Below are 19197 nucleotides of genomic sequence, written 5' to 3'. Positions count from 1 at the left end.
TCGGCTCCCCGGCAAGCCGGGTCGTCGAGCCCCACTCCGCTAACCGGCAAAGCCGGCAAGCTCCGCCGGACCGCAAAGGACCGCGTTCCGGGCCTGACGGCTAGGGTCTGATGGCAAAGGTCAACGGCAGCTGCCGGCTTCGCCGTCGCGTTCACCGTCCCGGCGAACCCCGCCGGGCCTTTAAGGCCAGCCCGCAGGGCGGTCTGAAACGTCCCCTCTGACGCTCCTCTGCTTTCCGGCCAGCCCTTGCGCGGAGGGCTGGTCGTAGCACCGCCGGTTCAGGCAGAAAGGGGTGAAATGCACGCCGACAGAAACTTTTCGCCAGGGGCCGCAAAAACTTTCTGTCGTCGCCCCTTTATGCCCTCTCTTCGTCGTTGCTCCTTTGCCCTTTGCCGCGAAAGGCCAGACCGGGAAGAAGAAACCCGCGTCAGAGAAGGTCTTTTTCGGGTCCGCAGCGCGAGCTGCACTTACTCAGCCGGATTTAAGGAGCCATGCCATGCAAAACACACTCGCCAGCGTTACCCCTGATTCAACCGCCGACCGTGCGCCGCTTACTGCCACCGGGGAAGTAGTTTCAGATACTTTTTTTGCGCCCGTTGAGACCGATCTGATTGATGGTTTGCTGGGACGTTATCAGCATACGCGCGCGATTATCGGGGAAATTGCCCGCGTAGTGACCAGCCACGAAAACACGCCAGCGGTGGCGCATTTTATCAGCGGCAACCTGAGCGGCCGCCGGGGTGGTTATGGTTTCTCCGTAGGGGATGTGTTTAACGTCACGGGGGCTGTTGCATCACTGAATGCGGCGTACTGGCAGGATGCGTTAAACCTGACGGACGTGTATGAGTACATGCCCAACGATCGCCGCAATGAGTGGAACGAGCAGATCCGCGAAATGAAAGCGCCTGATTTTGAGGAAGCAACCGTGCGATCAACGCTCTCCGAGCTGTTATTTTCCCGTGAGAAATTTTTCTCCGAGCGCGTGGACGGCATCTTTCGCAATCTGTCTGGTGAGCACGTCACCAACCGCCCGGAAGGGTTCGGCAAACGCATGATCATGGCACGCGTCTATGACGAGTGGGGCGGCAATAACTATCAGCGCACCGGTTACATCGATGACCTGCGCCAGGTGATCGCCAAATTCATGGGGCGTGATCCAACCAGCTACCGCACCACCGACAAAATTTTGCAGATTGCCCGCAGCCGTGCCGGTGAATGGCTCACGCTCGATGGCGGTGCGCTGCGCGTCAAAGCCTTCCTGAAAGGAACCGCGCATCTTGAAATTCACCCGGACATGGCCTGGCGACTTAATGACATTCTGGCCTTCCTGCACCCGGCGGCCATTCCGGCGGAGCATCGCCAGAAGCCGCGCACGAAGGTGAAAAGTTTTGCACTGCAATCAAACCTCCTGCCGTTCTCCGTGCTGGCCGAACTGAGCGAGCTGGAGATCGAGCGCACAACGCCGTTTCAGGCTAACCGCTGGGACGAACCGCGCCAACCCATTACGACAAACCCGTTTAACCGTCGCTTTAAGGGCTACCGGGAAGGAGACAAGGCCGCGCGCGCCGAAGCGGAAAAAGTGCTGATGAGTCTCGGAGGCGTAAAAATGAATATCAATGCGCTCACCTGGTTCGAGTTTGACTACGACCCGACAACGGCGATTCAGGATATTCAGTTAAGCGGTGCGCTGCCGGATCAGAAAACACACCAGTTTTACCCGACCACGTCCGAGCTCGCCGCGCAGCTGCTTGATGAGGCCGACATCCGCGAGGGTGAAACCTGCCTGGAGCCGAGCGCGGGCATGGGCGGCCTTGCTGACCTGATGCCGCAGGCGCAGACCACCTGCGTAGAGATTTCCCCGCTGCACTGCCGCGTACTGGAGGCCAAAGGCCACCACGTGATCGAAACCGATTTTCTGGCGTGGTCGCAGGAGACGCCGCAGCGCTTTGACGTGGTGGTGATGAATCCCCCCTACAGCGAGGGGCGTGCGGTGGCGCACCTGAACGCAGCGGCGGCGCTGGTGAAGGAGGGCGGCCGACTGGCAGCGATTCTGCCTGCGGGCAGCAACCGCAAAGATCTGCTGCCGGGCTGGGACTGCAGCTGGTCCGCACCGATGGAAGGCATGTTTGCGGGAACCGGGGTTAGCGTCGTGCGCCTGATGGCCTACAAGCCGGAGTAACTTTCCCGCCAGGCTGGCAGGGAAGCCCTGCCAGATGCAGCACCGGCCCGATTCCTGGGCCGGTTTTGTGATCCCGACACAAGGCCAGACTTCATTAACCGTGAAAAGATATTTTACGCACACACCCCCTCGAGGTTTCACCGGCTGCGATTATGCAGCCTGAAAAAATCGCAAAGTACACGCGGTCGGGCTTCCCGGGTTCCGGATGCATCGTTGCCGCGCTGCTGATGAGTGGCGCGCTGCATGCTCCCGAACGTTCCGGCTCCTGTGCAATCCGCAGAAAAATCTACAGTACGCCCTGCGGGCCGGGAAAAGCCGGTGCTGTCGCACCGGCCGTGGCCGTCCTGCTGTGTTTGTCCATTATGCGAATATCTGTATCAGGCCGGGTAACTACCCGAACAGTGGTCTGTTCACGTCATCGTTAAAATCTTATTAACAGCAACAGCAACAGCAACAGCAACAGCAACAGCAACAGCAACAGCGTGGGCCCCCTTCGGCTCCCCGGCAAGCCGGGTCGTCGAGCCCTACGTCGCTAAGCGGCAAGCCGCCAAGCGCCGCCGAACCCCTGCGGGTTTCGTCCGCAAGCGGTTTCGGTCTGATGTCCAGGTTCAACGGCTGCTGCCGGCTACGCCGTCGCTTTCACCGTCCCGGCGAACCCCCGCCGGGCCTTTAAGGCCAGCCCGCGTAGCGGTCTGAAACGTCCCTTCTGACGCTCCTCTGCTTTCCGGCCAGCCCTTGCGCGGAGGGCTGGTCGTAGCACCGCCGGTTCAGGCAGAAAGGGGTGAAATGCACGCCGCCAAAAACTTTTCGCCAGGGGCCGCAAAAACTTATTGTCGTCGCCCCTTTATGCCTTCTCTTCGTCGTTGCTCCTTTGCCCTTTGCCGCGAAAGGCCAGACCGGAAAGAAGAAACCCGCGTCAGAGAAGGGCTTTTCGGGCATCGCGCGGCGGTCAGCCGGATCATTAATTTCAGACAGGAGCACATCATGACTTCAACCCAGAACGGCACCACCACTGAAATGCGCTGCGTAGCGGCGCTGGGTGACGGCGCATTTACGCGCGAACAGGCTGCAAACGTTACAGCCGCCTTCAGCAACGTTTTCATTGAAGACGATCAGGGCAGTCATTTCCGTCTGGTCGTGCGTGAGCCGTCGGGCGCTCTTATCTGGAGGGCTTTCAGCTTTGAACATGATGCGGGCTACTGGCTGCGAAAGTACATCAACAGCCGCGGCGTGCCTCAGTCCCTGGATGAGCAACTGACTGCACTGACCGATCTGAATGATGTTGCGATGACGCTGGGGCAGCGCCGGAGCTCTATGGCCCACATTCTGGGAAATCTGGCCAGGGCCGTGGTGCAGCGCGTGCCAGTGGATTCGGTTGTGCTTCCGGCAGATGTTTCGGAAGCCTGGGGTGAAGCAGGGCGCATCGCGCTGGCGCATTTCGGACTTCAGGGTGAAAAAGCGTTTTTCGCTGCCAGCCAGTGGCTGACCGTTGAGCTGGAGCAGGGCAGCAACGTACAGGCGTAAAAAAAGCAGGGTAGCCCCTGCTTCATTACGGCGGCCAGTTCGAGCTGGCTGCCTCATCAAAGACCAGACCCTTAGGAGAGTATTATGATTTTTGACCCCCAAATCGTCGCACACGCGCTGAGTTTTGTAAATGCCCTACGCAGTGGCCAACTGGCGCACGTCCCCGCGATGCCCTTTGCCCTGTGGCAGCAGTTTATGACGACCGTAAACAACCTGATGGAGGCGCAGCCATGAGCATCGCAACGCCCCTGAATTTACCTTACGCGCTGGCACCCGTGACGCAGAACGACATCCTCCGCGTGCTGGGTGAGTACACCTTTATCCGCTTGGACAACGGCGACGAAGCCTTTTTCCATCACGGCAACTGGATCGCAGGTGCTGACGCCGCGAGTCGTGAACCTTCCGTTCTGGGGCTGGCGCAGAGTATGGCGCGCGCAGGCTGCAAGTCACTTCGCTGCATCGAGCTGCCGTTGCCTGATGATGCGGAATGGAGCTGGGACGACGTTGTGACGCAGCTGGTGCGAGCATCATTAACGCGTCAGGTTCGCGGCGAACTGGTCGTGACGACAAGCAACAATAACCGTCACGGACGCGGCATCCATGTCTGCTGCGATCCGCTGCTGAGCGGGATCAATAACAACCTCTGGTTTCCGCTGAACCCGGCGGAGGACTGGCACGCAGGCGTCGAACGCGTGCTGACCATGAACGGCGTGGCTGAAAACGTGGTGCGGCTGGAGCCGCTGCGGGACGGCCCGGAATACACCGATTTTAAGGTGATTTATAACCGAAAAATCTGCGCCTGATTCGCAGAGAGGCCGGAGAATGACCGGCCTCATGACGTTGTTTTTCCCATTCGAAACCCGTCGGTAATACCGTCACAGAGGTGTTCAACATGAATTCTGAAAACATCACCACCCTGACCGCTTCACTTTCTGAAGAAGCGTTCACCATCCTTGATTTGCAGGCTCTGTCACAGCGCGCACAGGCTACTGAAGAAGTTAACGACAACGCACGTCGCGTCAGCCTGGCGGCATCCGCACTTTTACGTTTTGCGGAGCAGACTGGGATCAGCGACAGCACTGAACCGGCAGAAACCGCAGTCACTGACCTTCTGACCGATATCATGCACTTGTGTGCGCACTGCTGGCCGGACGAAGGCGCAATCTCTTTCGACAGCTCGCTGGAAACTGCCCGGATGCACTTCGCAGCCGAATCTCATGAACATGCACAGTGGGACTGCAAAAAATGAAAATGACCATCAAAGAGATTACAGAAGCCATGACCAGCTCACATGACGGCTACGCCGAACTGGTTGCAGATTCTGTTTCCTTCAGCCTTAGCCGTCCACTGACTCATGAGGAACATGAGCAGATATATCACATCATTGAGTGCGCAATTTCCGAAGCGGTTAAGACGCTGCAAACTAGCGAACCTAAGGCGGATCAATTGCTCACACTTGAGCAGTTTAGCGATCTGACTGACTACCTCTACCGCTGCGGCCATTTCTGCGGGCCGGGTGGTATTCAGGGGCAGGATTTCCAGTCTCTGACCTTCATTGACGAACCCACCGACGAACCGGAAGGCCGTAAAATTTACATCCGGGATGGCTATCCAATTGCGGTGTATGACTTTGACACTGGTTACACCGTTCTGCGTACCTGAGTCCACAAACTTACTTCACCCTGAGCAGGCAATAGTAAGCCTGCTTAGTGCGTGATTTCGATACGAAATTTTCCAGTACACCGGGGACCGCTATTCAGGCGGAATACACAATGACCTCACAAGAAAACACTTTAGTTAAGCAAAATGATCCCGAAATATGTCGCTGTGCAGTTATCAGCAATGCCCATATGACGCGGAAGGATTCTGACATTCTGGATTCACTTTCGCGTCACATCAGCGGTGAATATGGAGGATATAACTTGATACATCTGACGACATACGGATTTCTGATTCGTATGTCTGCAAGGTCCGATGCGATAACACAACTCATGAGTAAAGGAATCTCCGATGACTTCAGTCACGTTGTCACTTATCTGACTGAACAAGGTCAGGTTGCGATGATTCACTTCGATGCAGATGCGGAAATACTGGAAGGGTTTTCTGTACACAACGGGTAAAAAAATTCCGGCAGAGGATCGTGTTTTCTGCCGGAATCGATTCATGATGCAGGCTGGATTTCCTGCTGAGTGTTTTTTTCCTTTGCCGCGTCAGTCTTACGAGGCTGGCGCTTTTTCTTTCCATTCCCCTCGTTTATCACTGCGGAAATTGCTTTCTCACTGAAGCGGAATTCCATAGAATCCAGCGCCGATTTGATATCCGCCACGGTATAGCCTTTCTCTTTCGCCAGCATCAGAATGGTGTCTTTCAAATTTTCCAGTGCTGCTTCGCGGGTGATACGCTGCGGCGTCAAATCTGGAAGATTTTCCAGCTTCTCACGCGCCTCATCAAGCTGCTTCTGAGTGAAAACATTACGTACCGCCATGTCAATTTTCCTTCTAAATGGTAAAGACCCGATTTTGCTGGATTTTTACCACCATTTCCACCCCCATCACCCCACATGACGCCGGTTTACTTCTGACCAGCTAAGTGGCAAAATACGAACAGTTGATTAAAATACGGGACAGGAAATGTTTTGTGACCACCGCCAGCACGCTGGCAGTGATTCCCAAAACGACCTGCTCAGGGCTCCGCCCCGAGACCCGGGTAATGTGCCAAGGTTGAGTTATGTCGAAAAGCGAAAAGCGTCAGAGAGAAAAACTGGTTAAGTGCCGCTGTACCGATGCAGAGTTTGAGGCCATCAATAAGAAGGCCCTGGCCGCCGGACTGACGACATCTGAGTACCTGCGCCGTACGGCACTCAACCGACGCATTACCGTGCGCACCGACATTCGTATGATGAACGAGTTGCTACGTCTGGGCGGCCTGCAGAAACACCTGTATACCCAGATGCAGGCGAACATGACAACCGAGCTAAGCCACCAGTTCTCGGAAGTTCTGACGAGCATCAAGCACGCCATTAACGCGCTGGACATGACGCCGGTGCCGGTTGAGGACATGAAAGACTGATGAACGTGATCATCCCGCCAAAGCGCCGCGATAAGAAGACCAGCTTTAAGAAGCTGGTTAGCTACGTGAGCACGCGCGAGGAAAAGAAAAGTGCTGAGGTTGTATCCCCTGATGCAGCAGAGCATGCTCCGGGAGCAGAATATATTTCTACGCCCGGATTTGGTCAGCTGGTTGACTACGTCGGACGTAAGCGTGCCGCACCCGCGAGCGAAATCGTCAGCATTTCACCCGAGGGCATTCAGCGCGTGCTCTCGGGTGAAGTGCTGTGTGAAACCAACTGCTGGTCACTGGAATCCGCCGCAACTGAAATGAACCTGACAGCTGATCAGAATCGTCACTGTAAGGATGCGGTTTATCACTTCATTCTTTCCTGGCAGGGCGAAGAAGACCCGTCACCGGACGCGATTTTCCGCTCCGTTCGCTACAGCCTGAAACAGCTCGGTATGGAAGAGCATCAGTACGTGGCTGCCATTCACCGTGATACTGACAACGTACACTGCCACGTGTCGGCTAACCGCGTTCATCCGCAGACCTATGCTGCACAAAACATGTGGAATGATGCAGACACGCTGCAGAAGTGCTGCCGCGTGCTGGAGCGTGAGTTTGGTTTTAAAGTTGACAACGGCAGCTGGCATATGGATCAGTACGGTGATCTTCACCGTACCCGACGCGACATGCCTTCTGCTCCGCGCGGTGCAGCTAAACGCGAGATTTTTTCCGATAAAGAAAGTCTTCATGGCTATGCGATACGCGAAACGCGGCAGGTATTATCTGACGTGATTGCGCAGGATAAACTCAGCTGGGATCGCCTCCACAATGTTCTCTACACCCGCGGGCTTGGAGTGCGTGAGCAGAACGGCGGGCTTGCCGTTTACGATTTGCTGAATCCGGAAGGCGTCAGCGTTAAAGCTTCAGATGTACATCCGGACATCAGCCTGACCACTATGGTCACACATTGTGGCGAATATCAGCCCGCACCGCCGGTATACAATCCCGACAGGCCCGAAGACGGCATGCTTCATATGCAAACCTGTTACATGCCGCAGCTACACGTGCGCGATCAGGAAGCACGCCGAGAACGTCGTGAAGCTCGCGCCGTTGCACGCGATATTCTGCGTGCCCGCTATGATGCATATCGTACCGGCTGGGAGAAACCTGATCTGCGTGCGGGTGAGCGCTTCCGCCAGATTGCGTCACACTGCGTGGTTGCTAAAGCACACGTCCGCGATACTGTCAGGGATCCCCTGATGCGCAAACTTATGTACCGCGTTGCCGAATTCGAAAAGATGAAGGCGATGGCCGAACTGCGTCTGCAACTGCGTGAGGAGCGTCAGACTCTCAAAGAAACCGGAGAAGGCCGTCCACTGAGCTGGAAGTCATGGGTTGAGCGAGAAGCGGTGAAAGGGGATGCTGCAGCACTCAGCCAGATGCGTGGCTGGGCTTATCGTGAGAAGCGCGCCGCCCGTAAGCAGAACAGTGGGTGGCCTGAACCTAACGCCGTCATTCATTATGGCCCGGGTGACAACGTTCCAACATTTAAATCAAGCGAGCACGAAACGCGTCTGCTGCGTGACGGAACGGTCAGCTACCTGCGCGACGGTAAGCCCGCAGTTACCGATTTTGGTGACAGGGTTGAGGTTTACGCTGCGGCTGACAGCAAGTCTGACCGTTTTAACAATGACCTTGCTGCAGAGATTACTGCGTGGCACAGCGGTGATAATACGACGCTGACAGGAGAGGATAAAGCAGTGAACCGCGTGCTGTATTCTGGCGTAGTCCGGAACATTACTAAGCGTGACGGGCACGAGTTTAAAGTCAGCGATCCGAAACTGATGGCCAACGTACGCGCTACTGAAGAAAGCTTGCGGGGCCAGAATGTACAGTCAGAACTGAAGCAGGCAGAGCCTCAAAACAGGGACGAGCAAGATTTTCGTCCTGTTAACAGAGATTTACCACGACCATGAGGAGTTTAAAAAGAGAGACATAAGCCAAACGGAAGTATTTAGTCGCTGATTGCACAGGGTTAGGAGCCTGTACAACCAGCTAACCTTAACAACCTGTCTAGGAGGCTGCTATGGCTGCCGAGGATCTTAGTCATTTTTCTCATCTAAACAAGTTCTTTCCTGAATTGACCGAAATACAGTCAGCACATGTATGTATGCTCGTGTTTTCATCCTGGTCAGCTGAGGAAATAGCAGAGTATCGTCATGTCACAGTTGATACAGTTAAAGACTCATTGGTTGCTGCTCAAAAACGTCTCAGAGCAAGTAACATGAAATTACTTCGGGGTGTCGTGGTATTACGGGTGATGATGAGTATTTCAAGCTTTATGTATGGCAATAATTTGCTTTAACTTTATAAGCATTAAACTATTAAAAGATTTTTTAGTGTCAAAGCAGCTTTTTTAAGCTGCTTTTTATTTATTATCAATAAGATAACTAACAACCCCCTTTTTAGGGGGTGTTTTCTTTTTAGGACCAATCTTATTTAATGCTTACATTGCTAACACGATCCCTACACTCGGTTACAGAAGAATACAGATGCCTGCTCACATCAATAAAGAAAAAGGAATGCAAGTCCTGCTGCGCCTCTCACCCGAGATGACCGCTATGTTGAGCCAGGCCGCAGACCGTTCTGGTCGCAGTAATACTAAAGAGGCGCTTGTGCGCCTTGAGGACCATCTTAAATCGTTTACTGACCTCGCCACACCAGGGCGCCGGTTTACCGCTGAAGACAGCGAAAAAGCTATTCAATAATTTCTTCAGCCAGCACGAGTAATTGCTGGCCTTCTTTTTTATTAAATTATGCGCGCCTGCGCAGGGCATCGTTTTGCCTGAAAACTCTTCTGCTCTTTAACAACGTGCCCGTTTTTATATTCCCGACCTCAGGGTCCTCTCTTGCCGGCATCCTTTACCGATGCGCGGAAGATGTCCGGAGGCTACGTCATGGCCTGCACTACGTCGGGAGAACAGTAAAGCCGCTGAGAAACGACTGTGCGGCTATACAGGCGGGCACCGCGCAAAGTCGGAATTGTGGAGCGTAACCGTTATACCCCTACGTACAAATTCGATGTATCCAGTTCGACCGGTGCATTTACTGCATCAGGCCCCGGCGCGATCCGCCGGACACAACCTGTATCTGGAGAAGATTAGCCCTGCACTTTCGTGCGGTCGTGAACGGGCATCCCTGACGGTTTCAATTCGCAAAACGCACAGTGACACAGAGCATTCTGTGCCGGCCCACTCTCGCGAGTGGGTCAGCCCGGCTAGTCTTTTAATCGTTTCATTTAAACGGATGCCCGGGGACGCGGGCGTATTTCATGGGGTGAAATCATGCATCTTTCAAAATCAAAACGCGAAGCGCTGCGGCGGCAGTTTAACGGCTGCTGCGCTTACTGTGGTGAAGCGTTGCCCGTACAGGGCTGGCACGCAGAAGCTATCAGCAAAGAGTTCGTTGAGGGCGGAATTGTTCCCGTCTGCACCACCTGCCGGACGATCAAAGGAAATTCCACTCCTGACGAGTTCAGGGCGCTGCTCGCAGAGCAGGTCGACAGAGCGCTGCGCCACAGCGTGTATTTCCGTACGGCGGTGCGCTTCGGACTGGTGATCACGCGGGCTGAACGGGTTGAATTCTGGTATCAGCGCTGCGACGGCATTCGCCCACAGAAGTCTGATAAAGCTCAGGATGAAACAGGTAGCAACTCTCTGAGAGACCGGCGTCTTAAGCTAAGTGAAGGCGCCGGAAATAATTTATGAAACGCTCTGTGTTCCTGCGCGCATCCTTACGGCGAGCGCTTCGTACCTGCCGGCCAGCACCGCCCGTTTCGCAGCCGGACCCTTCTCACAAAAGGGCGGCCTCTGAAGGAATAAAATCATGAATAAGACACTTCTCCGTTGCGCCGGTCTGGCGCTGGCGCTCGTTTCTCCGCTTGTCATGACATCCTGCCTTCCCCACGAAAAAAACGTGGCGCCGCAGGCTTATTCCGCTGGCGAATGTCAGAGCTGCAGTGCATTCAGCGTCAGCGTCTGGCACGTCAGCGCGGGTGATCGCGGGCTAAAGGACATTCTGCAGCCTGTCCGCTACAGTACACCCGAGTCGCTGAGTTCTGATAACACTGAAGTCATCACCTCTTCAGCAGCAGATGCCATCCGGCAGCGTCTGGAGCATGACAAGCTTGCCGTCTTTGTCGCGAGTCTCAGGGGAGTTACTTCGTCCGGAGACAGCCTGCCATTGAGCGTTGACAACGCCTCAGGTGCTTACTCAGCCGTGCTGACGGCGGGTCCTCAGACACGAAAACTCCCGTCACGCGTGGTGAACTTCAGCCTGTCAGACAGCGCGTCCTCTCCCGGCAGTCGCACTCCCGGGGACAAATCGCGGGTTAACGGGCGGGTTCTGCTCAGAGACGGCGATACCGTTGTGTCGGTGCACGCCGTACCTGACGGCTGGCTTGAGTGGCTTATTGGCGCAACGTTCTCCGCCTGACGTCTGCCTGGCGTGTCCGGGCCATTTCTTTCCCTGCAACGAAAAGCGCACTCACCCTGACCGGTCAGTGCGCTTTTCGTTGTGGCGGACCTGCGGCCAGCGCACGCGGTCAGACTGACATCGTCTTATTACTCATAAATGCGATGCTACAAGTCTAAGTCATGCCGCTCTGGCGTCTGTCAGTCTGGCCAGAGCACCGGGAGGCACCCGGCGCCGCAACACCCCTTCTGACCGGCAGGTTTCGCCTGCCTTCCCGCACGGTTTTTGCCGGCCCGGCTCCGGCCGCCGCAGAGACGGTGCAGCCCTGAGTTATCCGGAGTTCTCTTTATGTCATTTACCGAACGGGCAGGGCTGATACCGGTCCTGTTTCTCACTGGCTGCGCGCAGCAGGCGGTCATCACCGGGCCGCCCTCGGGCAGCGTGGTTGACGGCATCCTCTCGCGCAGCGCGGCCGACATCAGCGCCATGCAGTACCGGCTTCACCAGAGCACGCCTTCCGCGCAGCGCCCGGCTTCACCGTCAGGCGCGAAAGCTCCCGCGCCGCTGCTGTCGAAACCTGCTGTCGCGGCGGGCGGGTCCCCTGTCTTCAGAGGCACCACAGCGCCACCGTCCACGGCGGGCGCCGGGCCTTCCTACGGCTTCGTGCGTCACGGGGGCGCGGCGCCAACGCTTCGTGCAGCCCTGCGCAAAATTATCCCGCCCGGACACTCGGTGGTGTTCGACAAAGCCGTTTCCGCCGACGCGCCCGAGCTGTGGCAGTGGACGGGCAACGATCGCTGGCCGTTCGTCGTGGACAAGCTGCTGGCCGGACGTGGGATGAAGGCATCCGTTAATGCGAAAACCGGCACCGTCACCGTAGAGCCCGCGCAGCGCGCGCAGACGGCACGCAGCGCAGACAAACCAATATCGCCCCCGGTTCCTGCCGCCGTGCCCGTCAGATCGGCTCCGGCCGGGGCGGTGAAAGCTGTGCCACTGCCGACCACCGGACGTAACCCGTTCCACGGCGATGCCACATCAAAAGCTGCCGGGGCGGCAAGCGTGCCGGTTTCGCCGGCAACAACCCGCGTCCCCGTTCAGCCGGTGATACCGCCCCCAGTGGTTCAGGTTCGCCACTGGCGCATTGAGACGGGCAGCACCGTGAAGGACTGGCTTTACAGCCAGGCTGCCGCGGAGACGTGTACCGTGCCGGGCATTAAGAACTGGACCGTGGCCTGGCTGACGCCAACCAACTACCGGGTAGACGCACCGCTCCACTTTGACGGCAGCTTCCGCGAGATGCTGAACCGGCTCTTCACCCTCTACGGGACCGCGAAGGTGCCGCTCTACGCGGGCGTGCGTGCCGCACAGTGCGTGGTGTCGGTGGACGATAAGGAGGTGCAGTAATGATCATGTACTGGCTGCTGGTTCTCTTTGCGGGACTGCTGCTGGGCGGGCTCTCCCCCGACCAGCGGGCCGTACAGGAGGCGGGGCAGCTGCAGGACCAGACGCAGAACCTGCAGGCCACGCAGATGGTGCGCTACATGAACCGCATCAACGACTGGCGCTACCTGAACCCCACAGCGAATAACCTCAGCGTCAACGACGCGCAGCTTACCGGCTGGAAAAGTGTCGCCGGCCTCAGCAACGTCATCGCCAGCGGCAGGACCTACGTGTGGCGCGCGGCTCAGCCCGGGCTGATGGCGGCGCTGATGACGCAGACCCGTCACTCTGCGCTGGCCGGACGGGTGGTATCGCGCCGCCTGGTCGACTATTCCGGCGCCGACATGCAGCTCACCGTCCCCGCCGTCATCCCCGACGGCAGCGTGGTGTGGGTTAACTGACTTTCCCTTTCTTACAGGACACAGCAATGAAAATACCTCACCGGCTGACCGCGGCGGCGGCGCTCTGCCTGCTGGCCAGCGGCTGCAGCACGCTTGACCGCGTGGACGCCACCGAAAAGCGGGCCGCTGCCACGGAGGCGCAGGCCGATGCACACAAGCGCGCGCTTGAAAGCGGACAGGTCGTGCGCGACCTGACGTCTCAGTGGATTAACCCGATCCCCCTGAACGGGCTCGCCGGGCAGCGTCCGGAGCTGCCGCCCTGCGCGGTCAAAATTAATCGTCCCGGCAGCGTCACGCTCGCCTACGTCAGCGCCTTTATTACCGATCAGTGCCGCATCCCGGTGGTCGTGACTCCGGACGCGCAGGCGGCCATGGCCGGCAGCGGTGGTGGTGGCCGGACAGAAAAAATGCCCGGCCCATTGCCGGCGCCGGACGCCAGCGGCATGGTGCCGCTGGCCGCTATGGGCCAGACCAGCAGTCAGCCGGTCACGATGCAGCAGGGCGACGGCGGACTGCGCGGCGTCAGCTGGAACGGATCGCTCAGCGGGCTGCTGGACAACGTGACCACGCGGCTCGGCCTGTCGTGGCGCTACGAGTACGGGCACATCGCCATCTTCTGGCTCGATACGCGCAACTTCGCCATTAACTTTATGGACAGCGACGCAAGCTTTGAATCAAAAACCGTAAGCGGTACCACGTCTTCTGCCGGCACGAGCGGTAACAGCAGCGGTGGTAATAAGGGCGACAACAGCACCAGCCAGACCACGACGGCGACCATTAAGTCCAACATCTTTAAGGACGTGGAGACCACGGTGAAGTCAATGCTGACGCCGGGCTCAGGGCGCCTTAACCTCTCCGCCGGCGTGCTGACGGTTACCGATACGCCTCGTGTGCTCGACGCCATCGGCCGCTACATTGACGACCGTAACCGCGAGCTTAACCGCCAGGTGATGATTTCGGTAAAGGTGTTCAGCGTGGAGAACCGCCATCAGAACCAGCTGGGCATCGACTGGAACGCGGTTCTCAACACCGGCAGCGTCGGCCTGTCGCTGACGAGCCCGTTCACAGGGGCCGCTTCTGACGCGCTAAGCGGCGGCGTGGCCATTCTGGACGGTAAAGGTCAGGGGACGCAGACGTTTCTGAAGGCGCTGGACGAGCAGGCGAAACTCAGCGTGCTGACCACAGCCTCGGCGCTGACAACGAATCTCTCTGCCGTCCCGATTCAGAACGCGCTGCAACAGGACTATGTGCCGAGCATCAGCACCAGCCAGACGCCAAACGTCGGGACCAGCACCTCAATCACCACGGCGACCATCACCACCGGCTTTAACATGACCGCGCTGCCCTTCCTGATGCCGAACTCGCCGAAGATGCAGCTGGAGTTTTCTATCAGCATGTCTGACGACCCGACGTTCAAAGACTTCACCTCCGGCGGGCAGAATGCGCAGCTGGCCAAAACCAATCTGAAAACCACGACACAGCGCGTGATCATGCAGTCCGGCCAGACGCTGGTGCTGAGCGGCTATGAGCAGCTCAGCGATTCGGCTAACCGGCAGGGCACAGGGAGCTACAGCTTCTTTGGCCTGGGCGGCGAGGCGCGCGGTGACGACAGCCGCCGCATGTTCATCATCCTCGTAACGCCCGTCGTGCTGGGATAAGGAGGTTTTATGACGTCTGAACTGACGCAGCCCGGAGTCAGCGTGGTCCCCTCCGGGAAACACGCGCTGATTGCCGGCCTGCACTGGCAGTGGGTGTCGGTACGCGGGCGCCGGCGCATGCGCATTGAGGCCCGTGACCAGCTCGCGAGCCACTGGCTGGCGCTGCCCGCCGGTACGGCCGATGAGCCCGCCACCTGGCTGGGCACGCTTGCCGACGACACGGTCGTTCTTCCCAAAGGTAAGCGGCCAGCCTCGCTGGCGGCGGCGCTGCTCGGAAGCGTGCCCGCCGACTGCTGGGGCATCTTTCTGCTTCCCGGCGAAAGGTACTGGTTTATGGCGGTCACCGGCGGTCATCCTTCGCCTTACGGGGACGTAACGGGAGATGCGGCCACCGCACTCCGCGCTGCCGAACTGTTCCGGAGCACGGCGCCGGCGCCCTCAGCGGGCTGGACCGTGTTCGATCCGGATACCCTGCTGGACCTGCCTGACGTGCGCCGGGACGCGCTGAGTGCCCTGCTCCCGGCCACCGTGCCGACGCGGGCGCTGCTGCACAAAACCGACAGCCGCACGCCATCCCGCCTGATGCTTCTGGCTGCGGTGATCGCGGCCGGTGCCTGGTACGGCAACCACTGGCTGGAGGAAAAGGAAAAGGCCGAGCACGCAGCATGGGTGCAGGCCGAGCTGACCCGCGCACGCGAGGCGGCAGCGCTGAAGCCTGCCAGCCTCAATAAACCGTGGGGTGGGCAGCCAGACTTCTCGGGCATGCTCAGCGCGTGCGTGAAACAGTGGCGTCAGGCGCCGCTGTCGATTGCCGGCTGGGTGTTCAGCCGGGCAACGTGCGAGGCCACCGGGCAGCTGACGCTGCACTATGCCCTGCCGGACGGCGGCACAGTGGGTGACTTTGCCGCGCGGCTGCCGCAGCTTTACGGGGCAGGGGCGCAGGCCGTGTTCAACATGCCCGGGCCGTCCGACGACGCGTCATTTAAGGAGACGGTCCGCTTTGCCGCAGCGCCGGCCGAAATGCTGCTGCCGGGGGACGAGCAGCTTCGCCGCATGACCAGCTACGCGCAGCGCCTGCGGGCAAACCTGCGCTTCAGCGAGCCCGTCGTGCTGACCCAGACCGTCGGGCAGGACCATATCCCGCTGCCGTGGAAGCGTTACAGCTTCACCTTTATCACCGATATCCCGCCGGACCGGCTGTTCGACGCTTCGCGCTTCCCGGGTAACGGGCTGCGGCTGAGTTCCGTAAAGGCCGAGCTGCACAGAAGCCGGCTGACCTACACCCTGGAAGGAATGCTCTATGCAGAGAATTAAGTGGCGTTACCTGCTGCTGCCCGCGCTGATCGCCAGTCAGCTGGCCGTCGCCGCTCCCGCAGCGACTGAAGGACCGGATTCGCCCGGCCCGGCAGCCTCTCCTGATGCCGGGCCGCGCGATACCAGCCTTGGCCGGCTGGAAGATATTCAGGCCAAAACCCTGCTGTACGAGGCGCAGCTGGCGCAGGCCAAAGCGTTCAACGAGCTGCAGAAAAACGGCTACGACGCCGGCACGGGCGGGCCATTTAATCCGCAGCCTGCCGCGCCGGTGAAGGACAGCGCCGCACCCAAACCCGCACAGGAGAGCCGCGCGCTGCCGCTAATTGTGGAAATCTCCGGCGGCCAGCAGCTCTCCGCCACGCTTCAGCTCGACGGCGGTAATCAGGTGCGCGTTCAGGCAGGCAGCCGCATTCCGGGCACCGCCTGGACGGTGGCAAAAATCACGTTCAGCGAGGTGACCGTCAGCAGTCCTGACAAAGGCCTCGTTTCACTGGCCTTCGCGGGGTAAACGAATGGAATTCAGCGAACAGACACTGAACTGGCTTCATCTTGACGACAGCAACCCGGAGCAGGGGCGGCTGTACGTGTCCACCGAGCATCGCGCGAGCCCGGCGGTGCAGTCGGAAATCGCGCGCGCCCGTCGCAGCCTGCCGGGGCTCGATATTCAGCCCGTGCACCTGAGCGAGCTTCGCCGGCTGCAGACCGGACGCGGCGGCAGCGCCGCTGCGGGAACGTGGTCGCCGGAGCAGAAAAAGGTGGTGGACTTTATGCGCCGCGCCGGCGAGTCGCACGCCTCAGACATTCACATTCTTATCGGCGCCGAGAATATTACGGCGGTGGTGTTCCGCATCCACGGCGACCTCGAACTGCAGGCCGAGCTGGACGTGGAGGAGGGCATGAGCCTTGCTTCCACTATCGTGATGTCGATGTGCGACGTGGCGCCGCAGGCCTTCAGCGAAACAGATGAACAGGACGGGCGCCTGCGCAACGAATTTGTGAAGGCGCTCGGACTGTACGCCGCGCGTTACTCGGCCGTGCCCACCGAGTCGGGCCTCTACGTGGTGCTGCGCGTGATACTGGACGAAAGCAAGGACATCCCCTCGCTCGACGTGCTGGGCTACCTTCCCGAGCAGCAGAAGCTGATACGCCGCATGCTGCAGCGCCCGGAGGGCATCATCATCACCGCCGGCCCCACCGGTTCGGGCAAGAGCAAAACCATGCGAACCTTCTGCCACATGTACGTGGAGCTGACGCGGGGTAAACGCCGTCTCGTTACGGTGGAAGACCCGGTGGAGGGCAAGGTGAAGGGAGCGGTGCAGACCACTATCATCGCCGACCGCAACGATTCTGAATCGGTCACGCGTGCCTGGCAGCGTCGTCTTTCGGCATTTAAGCGGCTTGACCCCGACGCGGAGGTCGTGGGTGAAATCCGCGACGGCTGGTCCGCCCGCGCCTGCATCAGCGAAGGAAAAAGCGGCAGCCTGGTGATGTCCACGCTTCACGCAAACGACGCACCGGGCATCATTGACCGCCTTACCGATACCCTCGACATACCGGCCGGCATGGTCATGGATCCGCAGGTGGTGATTGGCCTCATCGCGCAGCGCCTGGTGCAGACGCTCTGCCCGGCGTGTAAACAAGGCTGGGCAGACGTCAGGGAAACGCTCAGCGAGGACGACCGCGAGCTGGTTGAAACATACTGCAATACCGCGACCGTCGCATTTCGCAACCATGCGGGCTGCAGCGCTAAGGGCTGCTGGCACGGCATCACCGGACGTAAGGTGATTGCCGAGGTCATCCGCCCTGACGCCCGCTTTATGCAGCTTTATCGCGAGCTCGGCAAGCTCGCGGCCCGCAGCTACTGGGTGCATCACATGGGCGGCATCACCCGCGGCATGCACCTGATGCGCTATATAGCGGCAGGCGAGGTTGACCCCATTGATGCGGATAAGCTCAGTCCGCTCGATGAGGACACCCTGAACCTGCTTCCGCCGGAGGCGCTGGTCCTCTCAGGCAGCGGAGGCGGCCATGGCTGACTTTATTCGCCTGCTGCGTGGCCGCCTCAAGGGCTCGCTTGCCAGAGGCAGCGCGCGCTCGGAAGGGCTGGGGCGCTGGCTTGGACAGAAAACCTTCAGCACGGCAGACCGCATGATGCTGTACGAAGATCTGGCGTTTCTGCTGGAGAACAACCAGAAAACAGAGGACGCGATTGCCGGCATGCAGCGCACGCGGCGCCGTAAAAACGATGCCGTATCGCTTTGCCTGGGGGACGTTCGCCACGCGCTGACGCGCGGCCGGGGACTGGACGCCGGGCTGGCCGGCTGGATACCGCCCCAGGAGGCGACAATCCTGCGGGCGGGGCGCGTGGCTAAAGACCTTCGCGGGGCGCTGCTGCGCGCCATCGAGGTGGTGAAGGGCATCGGCGAAATGAAGGCCACGGCGGTGGTGAACCTGACCTATCCGCTGATGCTGCTGGGCGGCACGTTCTACATGATGCAGATGGTTTACGACCGCTTTCTGCCGCGTCTTGAACAGCTTGCGCCGCCCGACCGCTGGACGGGTCCCCTGTGGTGGCTGGGTGCCATAACGCACTTCTTTATCGGTAACCGTTACGTGCTGGCCGCCGTCCTGGCTGCCTTTACCGGCTGGGTCGTCTGGTCACTGCCGCGCCTCACCGGTCCGGTGCGGCGTCAGGTGCTGGACTATCTGCTGCCGTGGAGCCTTTACCGGGAGATGCAGGGCGTTTCCTTTCTGCTGAACCTCAGCGCGCTGCTGCGCGCCAACGTCCGCACGGAGGAGGCGCTCGACATGCTGAGCCGCAACGCCACGCCCTGGCTGTATGAGCGTCTGACTGCCACCCGGCGTCAGGTGGCACGCGGTAAGCACCTCGGGCAGGCGCTGGCCGATAGCGGCTATGCGTTTCCCTCGCGGGAGGCTATCGACAGGCTTCTGCTGCTGACCTCCGGTCCGGGCGGCGAGGACAACATCGAAAACTTCGCGCGCATGTGGCTCACCAAATCCATCAACCGCATCAAACGTGTTTCCCGGCTTCTGCAGCTGCTGGGGATGCTCGTGACCGCCGGCTATCTGCTGCTCACGTTTATCGCAACCCAGGATCTGGGCTCGCTGATTGGCAACCGCTAACTTTCTT

20 protein-coding genes and 1 pseudogene are annotated in these 19197 nt (G+C 59.2%); 20 read left to right on the top strand and 1 reads right to left on the bottom strand.

The annotated features are described in order from the left end of the window. The first annotated feature begins 496 nt into the window (after positions 1-496). The 7 genes and pseudogenes from AC6I8A_RS24200 (at position 497) to AC6I8A_RS24170 (ending at position 5823) form a co-directional block, all read left to right on the top strand. Positions 497-2179, top strand: coding sequence for a DUF4942 domain-containing protein (locus AC6I8A_RS24200; protein WP_497819461.1), 1683 nt, complete (start codon positions 497-499; stop codon positions 2177-2179). A 984-nt stretch (positions 2180-3163) separates the two neighbouring features. After that, positions 3164-3412: pseudogene (locus AC6I8A_RS24195) on the top strand (DUF905 family protein); the annotation flags it as partial. Between the two features lie 375 nt (positions 3413-3787). Continuing rightward, positions 3788-3937, top strand: coding sequence for a succinate dehydrogenase flavoprotein subunit (locus AC6I8A_RS24190; protein WP_222213955.1), 150 nt, complete (start codon positions 3788-3790; stop codon positions 3935-3937). After that, positions 3934-4506 carry a hypothetical protein gene (locus AC6I8A_RS24185; RefSeq protein WP_497819460.1) on the top strand — a complete coding sequence of 191 codons (573 nt, stop codon included), beginning with the start codon at positions 3934-3936 and terminating at the stop codon, positions 4504-4506. The genes AC6I8A_RS24190 and AC6I8A_RS24185 overlap by 4 nt, the downstream gene beginning before the upstream one ends. 89 nt (positions 4507-4595) lie before the next feature. Continuing rightward, positions 4596-4952 (top strand): hypothetical protein, encoded by a 357-nt coding sequence (locus tag AC6I8A_RS24180; protein WP_497819459.1) that lies wholly within the window; start codon positions 4596-4598, stop codon positions 4950-4952. Beyond that, positions 4949-5365: a hypothetical protein gene (locus tag AC6I8A_RS24175; protein ID WP_497819458.1), complete on the top strand. Its 417-nt coding sequence runs from the start codon at positions 4949-4951 to the stop codon at positions 5363-5365. The genes AC6I8A_RS24180 and AC6I8A_RS24175 overlap by 4 nt, the downstream gene beginning before the upstream one ends. A gap of 110 nt (positions 5366-5475) precedes the next feature. Further along, positions 5476-5823 (top strand): DUF5983 family protein, encoded by a 348-nt coding sequence (locus AC6I8A_RS24170; protein ID WP_497819457.1) that lies wholly within the window; start codon positions 5476-5478, stop codon positions 5821-5823. 41 nt (positions 5824-5864) lie between these two features. On the opposite strand, the gene AC6I8A_RS24165 is transcribed toward AC6I8A_RS24170, so the two are convergent. Next, complete coding sequence (locus AC6I8A_RS24165; protein ID WP_497819456.1) at positions 5865-6188, bottom strand: hypothetical protein; 324 nt, start codon at positions 6186-6188, stop codon at positions 5865-5867. A gap of 242 nt (positions 6189-6430) precedes the next feature. On the opposite strand from AC6I8A_RS24165, the gene mobA reads away from it, so the two are divergent. The 13 genes from mobA (at position 6431) to AC6I8A_RS24100 (ending at position 19190) form a co-directional block, all read left to right on the top strand. Beyond that, positions 6431-6772, top strand: coding sequence for a plasmid mobilization protein MobA (mobA, locus tag AC6I8A_RS24160; protein ID WP_497819455.1), 342 nt, complete (start codon positions 6431-6433; stop codon positions 6770-6772). After that, on the top strand, positions 6772-8736 hold the full coding sequence (gene traI, locus AC6I8A_RS24155) for a TraI/MobA(P) family conjugative relaxase (RefSeq protein ID WP_497819454.1): 1965 nt from the start codon (positions 6772-6774) through the stop codon (positions 8734-8736). Before mobA ends, traI begins: the two co-directional genes overlap by 1 nt. Positions 8737-8846: 110 nt before the next feature. Next, positions 8847-9125, top strand: coding sequence for a helix-turn-helix transcriptional regulator (locus AC6I8A_RS24150; RefSeq protein WP_497819453.1), 279 nt, complete (start codon positions 8847-8849; stop codon positions 9123-9125). A 187-nt stretch (positions 9126-9312) separates the two neighbouring features. After that, positions 9313-9528, top strand: a complete 216-nt coding sequence (locus AC6I8A_RS24145) for a TraY domain-containing protein (protein WP_497819452.1) — start codon at positions 9313-9315, stop codon at positions 9526-9528. 576 nt (positions 9529-10104) lie between these two features. Continuing rightward, the gene (locus AC6I8A_RS24140; protein ID WP_497819451.1) at positions 10105-10527 is read left to right on the top strand and encodes an HNH endonuclease; all 423 of its coding nucleotides are present in this window, start codon (positions 10105-10107) and stop codon (positions 10525-10527) included. Positions 10528-10645: 118 nt separating this feature from the next. Beyond that, positions 10646-11254 carry a hypothetical protein gene (locus tag AC6I8A_RS24135; protein WP_497819450.1) on the top strand — a complete coding sequence of 203 codons (609 nt, stop codon included), beginning with the start codon at positions 10646-10648 and terminating at the stop codon, positions 11252-11254. Between the two features lie 327 nt (positions 11255-11581). Beyond that, entirely contained in the window at positions 11582-12637 is a 1056-nt protein-coding gene (locus AC6I8A_RS24130; protein ID WP_497819449.1) for a TcpQ domain-containing protein, read from the top strand. Next, the gene (gene pilM, locus AC6I8A_RS24125) at positions 12637-13074 is read left to right on the top strand and encodes a type IV pilus biogenesis protein PilM (protein WP_497819448.1); all 438 of its coding nucleotides are present in this window, start codon (positions 12637-12639) and stop codon (positions 13072-13074) included. Before AC6I8A_RS24130 ends, pilM begins: the two co-directional genes overlap by 1 nt. Positions 13075-13100: 26 nt before the next feature. Further along, a complete protein-coding gene (pilN, locus tag AC6I8A_RS24120) occupies positions 13101-14732 on the top strand; it encodes a PilN family type IVB pilus formation outer membrane protein (protein WP_497819447.1) in 1632 nt (543 codons plus the stop codon). 9 nt (positions 14733-14741) lie between these two features. Continuing rightward, positions 14742-16046, top strand: coding sequence for a type 4b pilus protein PilO2 (pilO2, locus tag AC6I8A_RS24115; protein ID WP_497819446.1), 1305 nt, complete (start codon positions 14742-14744; stop codon positions 16044-16046). Beyond that, positions 16033-16554: a type IV pilus biogenesis protein PilP gene (gene pilP / locus AC6I8A_RS24110; protein WP_497819445.1), complete on the top strand. Its 522-nt coding sequence runs from the start codon at positions 16033-16035 to the stop codon at positions 16552-16554. Before pilO2 ends, pilP begins: the two co-directional genes overlap by 14 nt. A gap of 4 nt (positions 16555-16558) precedes the next feature. Beyond that, complete coding sequence (locus tag AC6I8A_RS24105) at positions 16559-18082, top strand: GspE/PulE family protein (RefSeq protein WP_497819444.1); 1524 nt, start codon at positions 16559-16561, stop codon at positions 18080-18082. After that, a complete protein-coding gene (locus AC6I8A_RS24100; protein ID WP_497819443.1) occupies positions 18075-19190 on the top strand; it encodes a type II secretion system F family protein in 1116 nt (371 codons plus the stop codon). Before AC6I8A_RS24105 ends, AC6I8A_RS24100 begins: the two co-directional genes overlap by 8 nt. Positions 19191-19197 lie beyond the last annotated feature (7 nt).

This window comes from Pantoea sp. X-Soil-ISGK-275, from assembly GCF_059730795.1.
The sequence above is the reverse complement of the archived record's forward strand: the minus strand, read 5'-3'. Positions and strand labels throughout refer to the sequence as shown.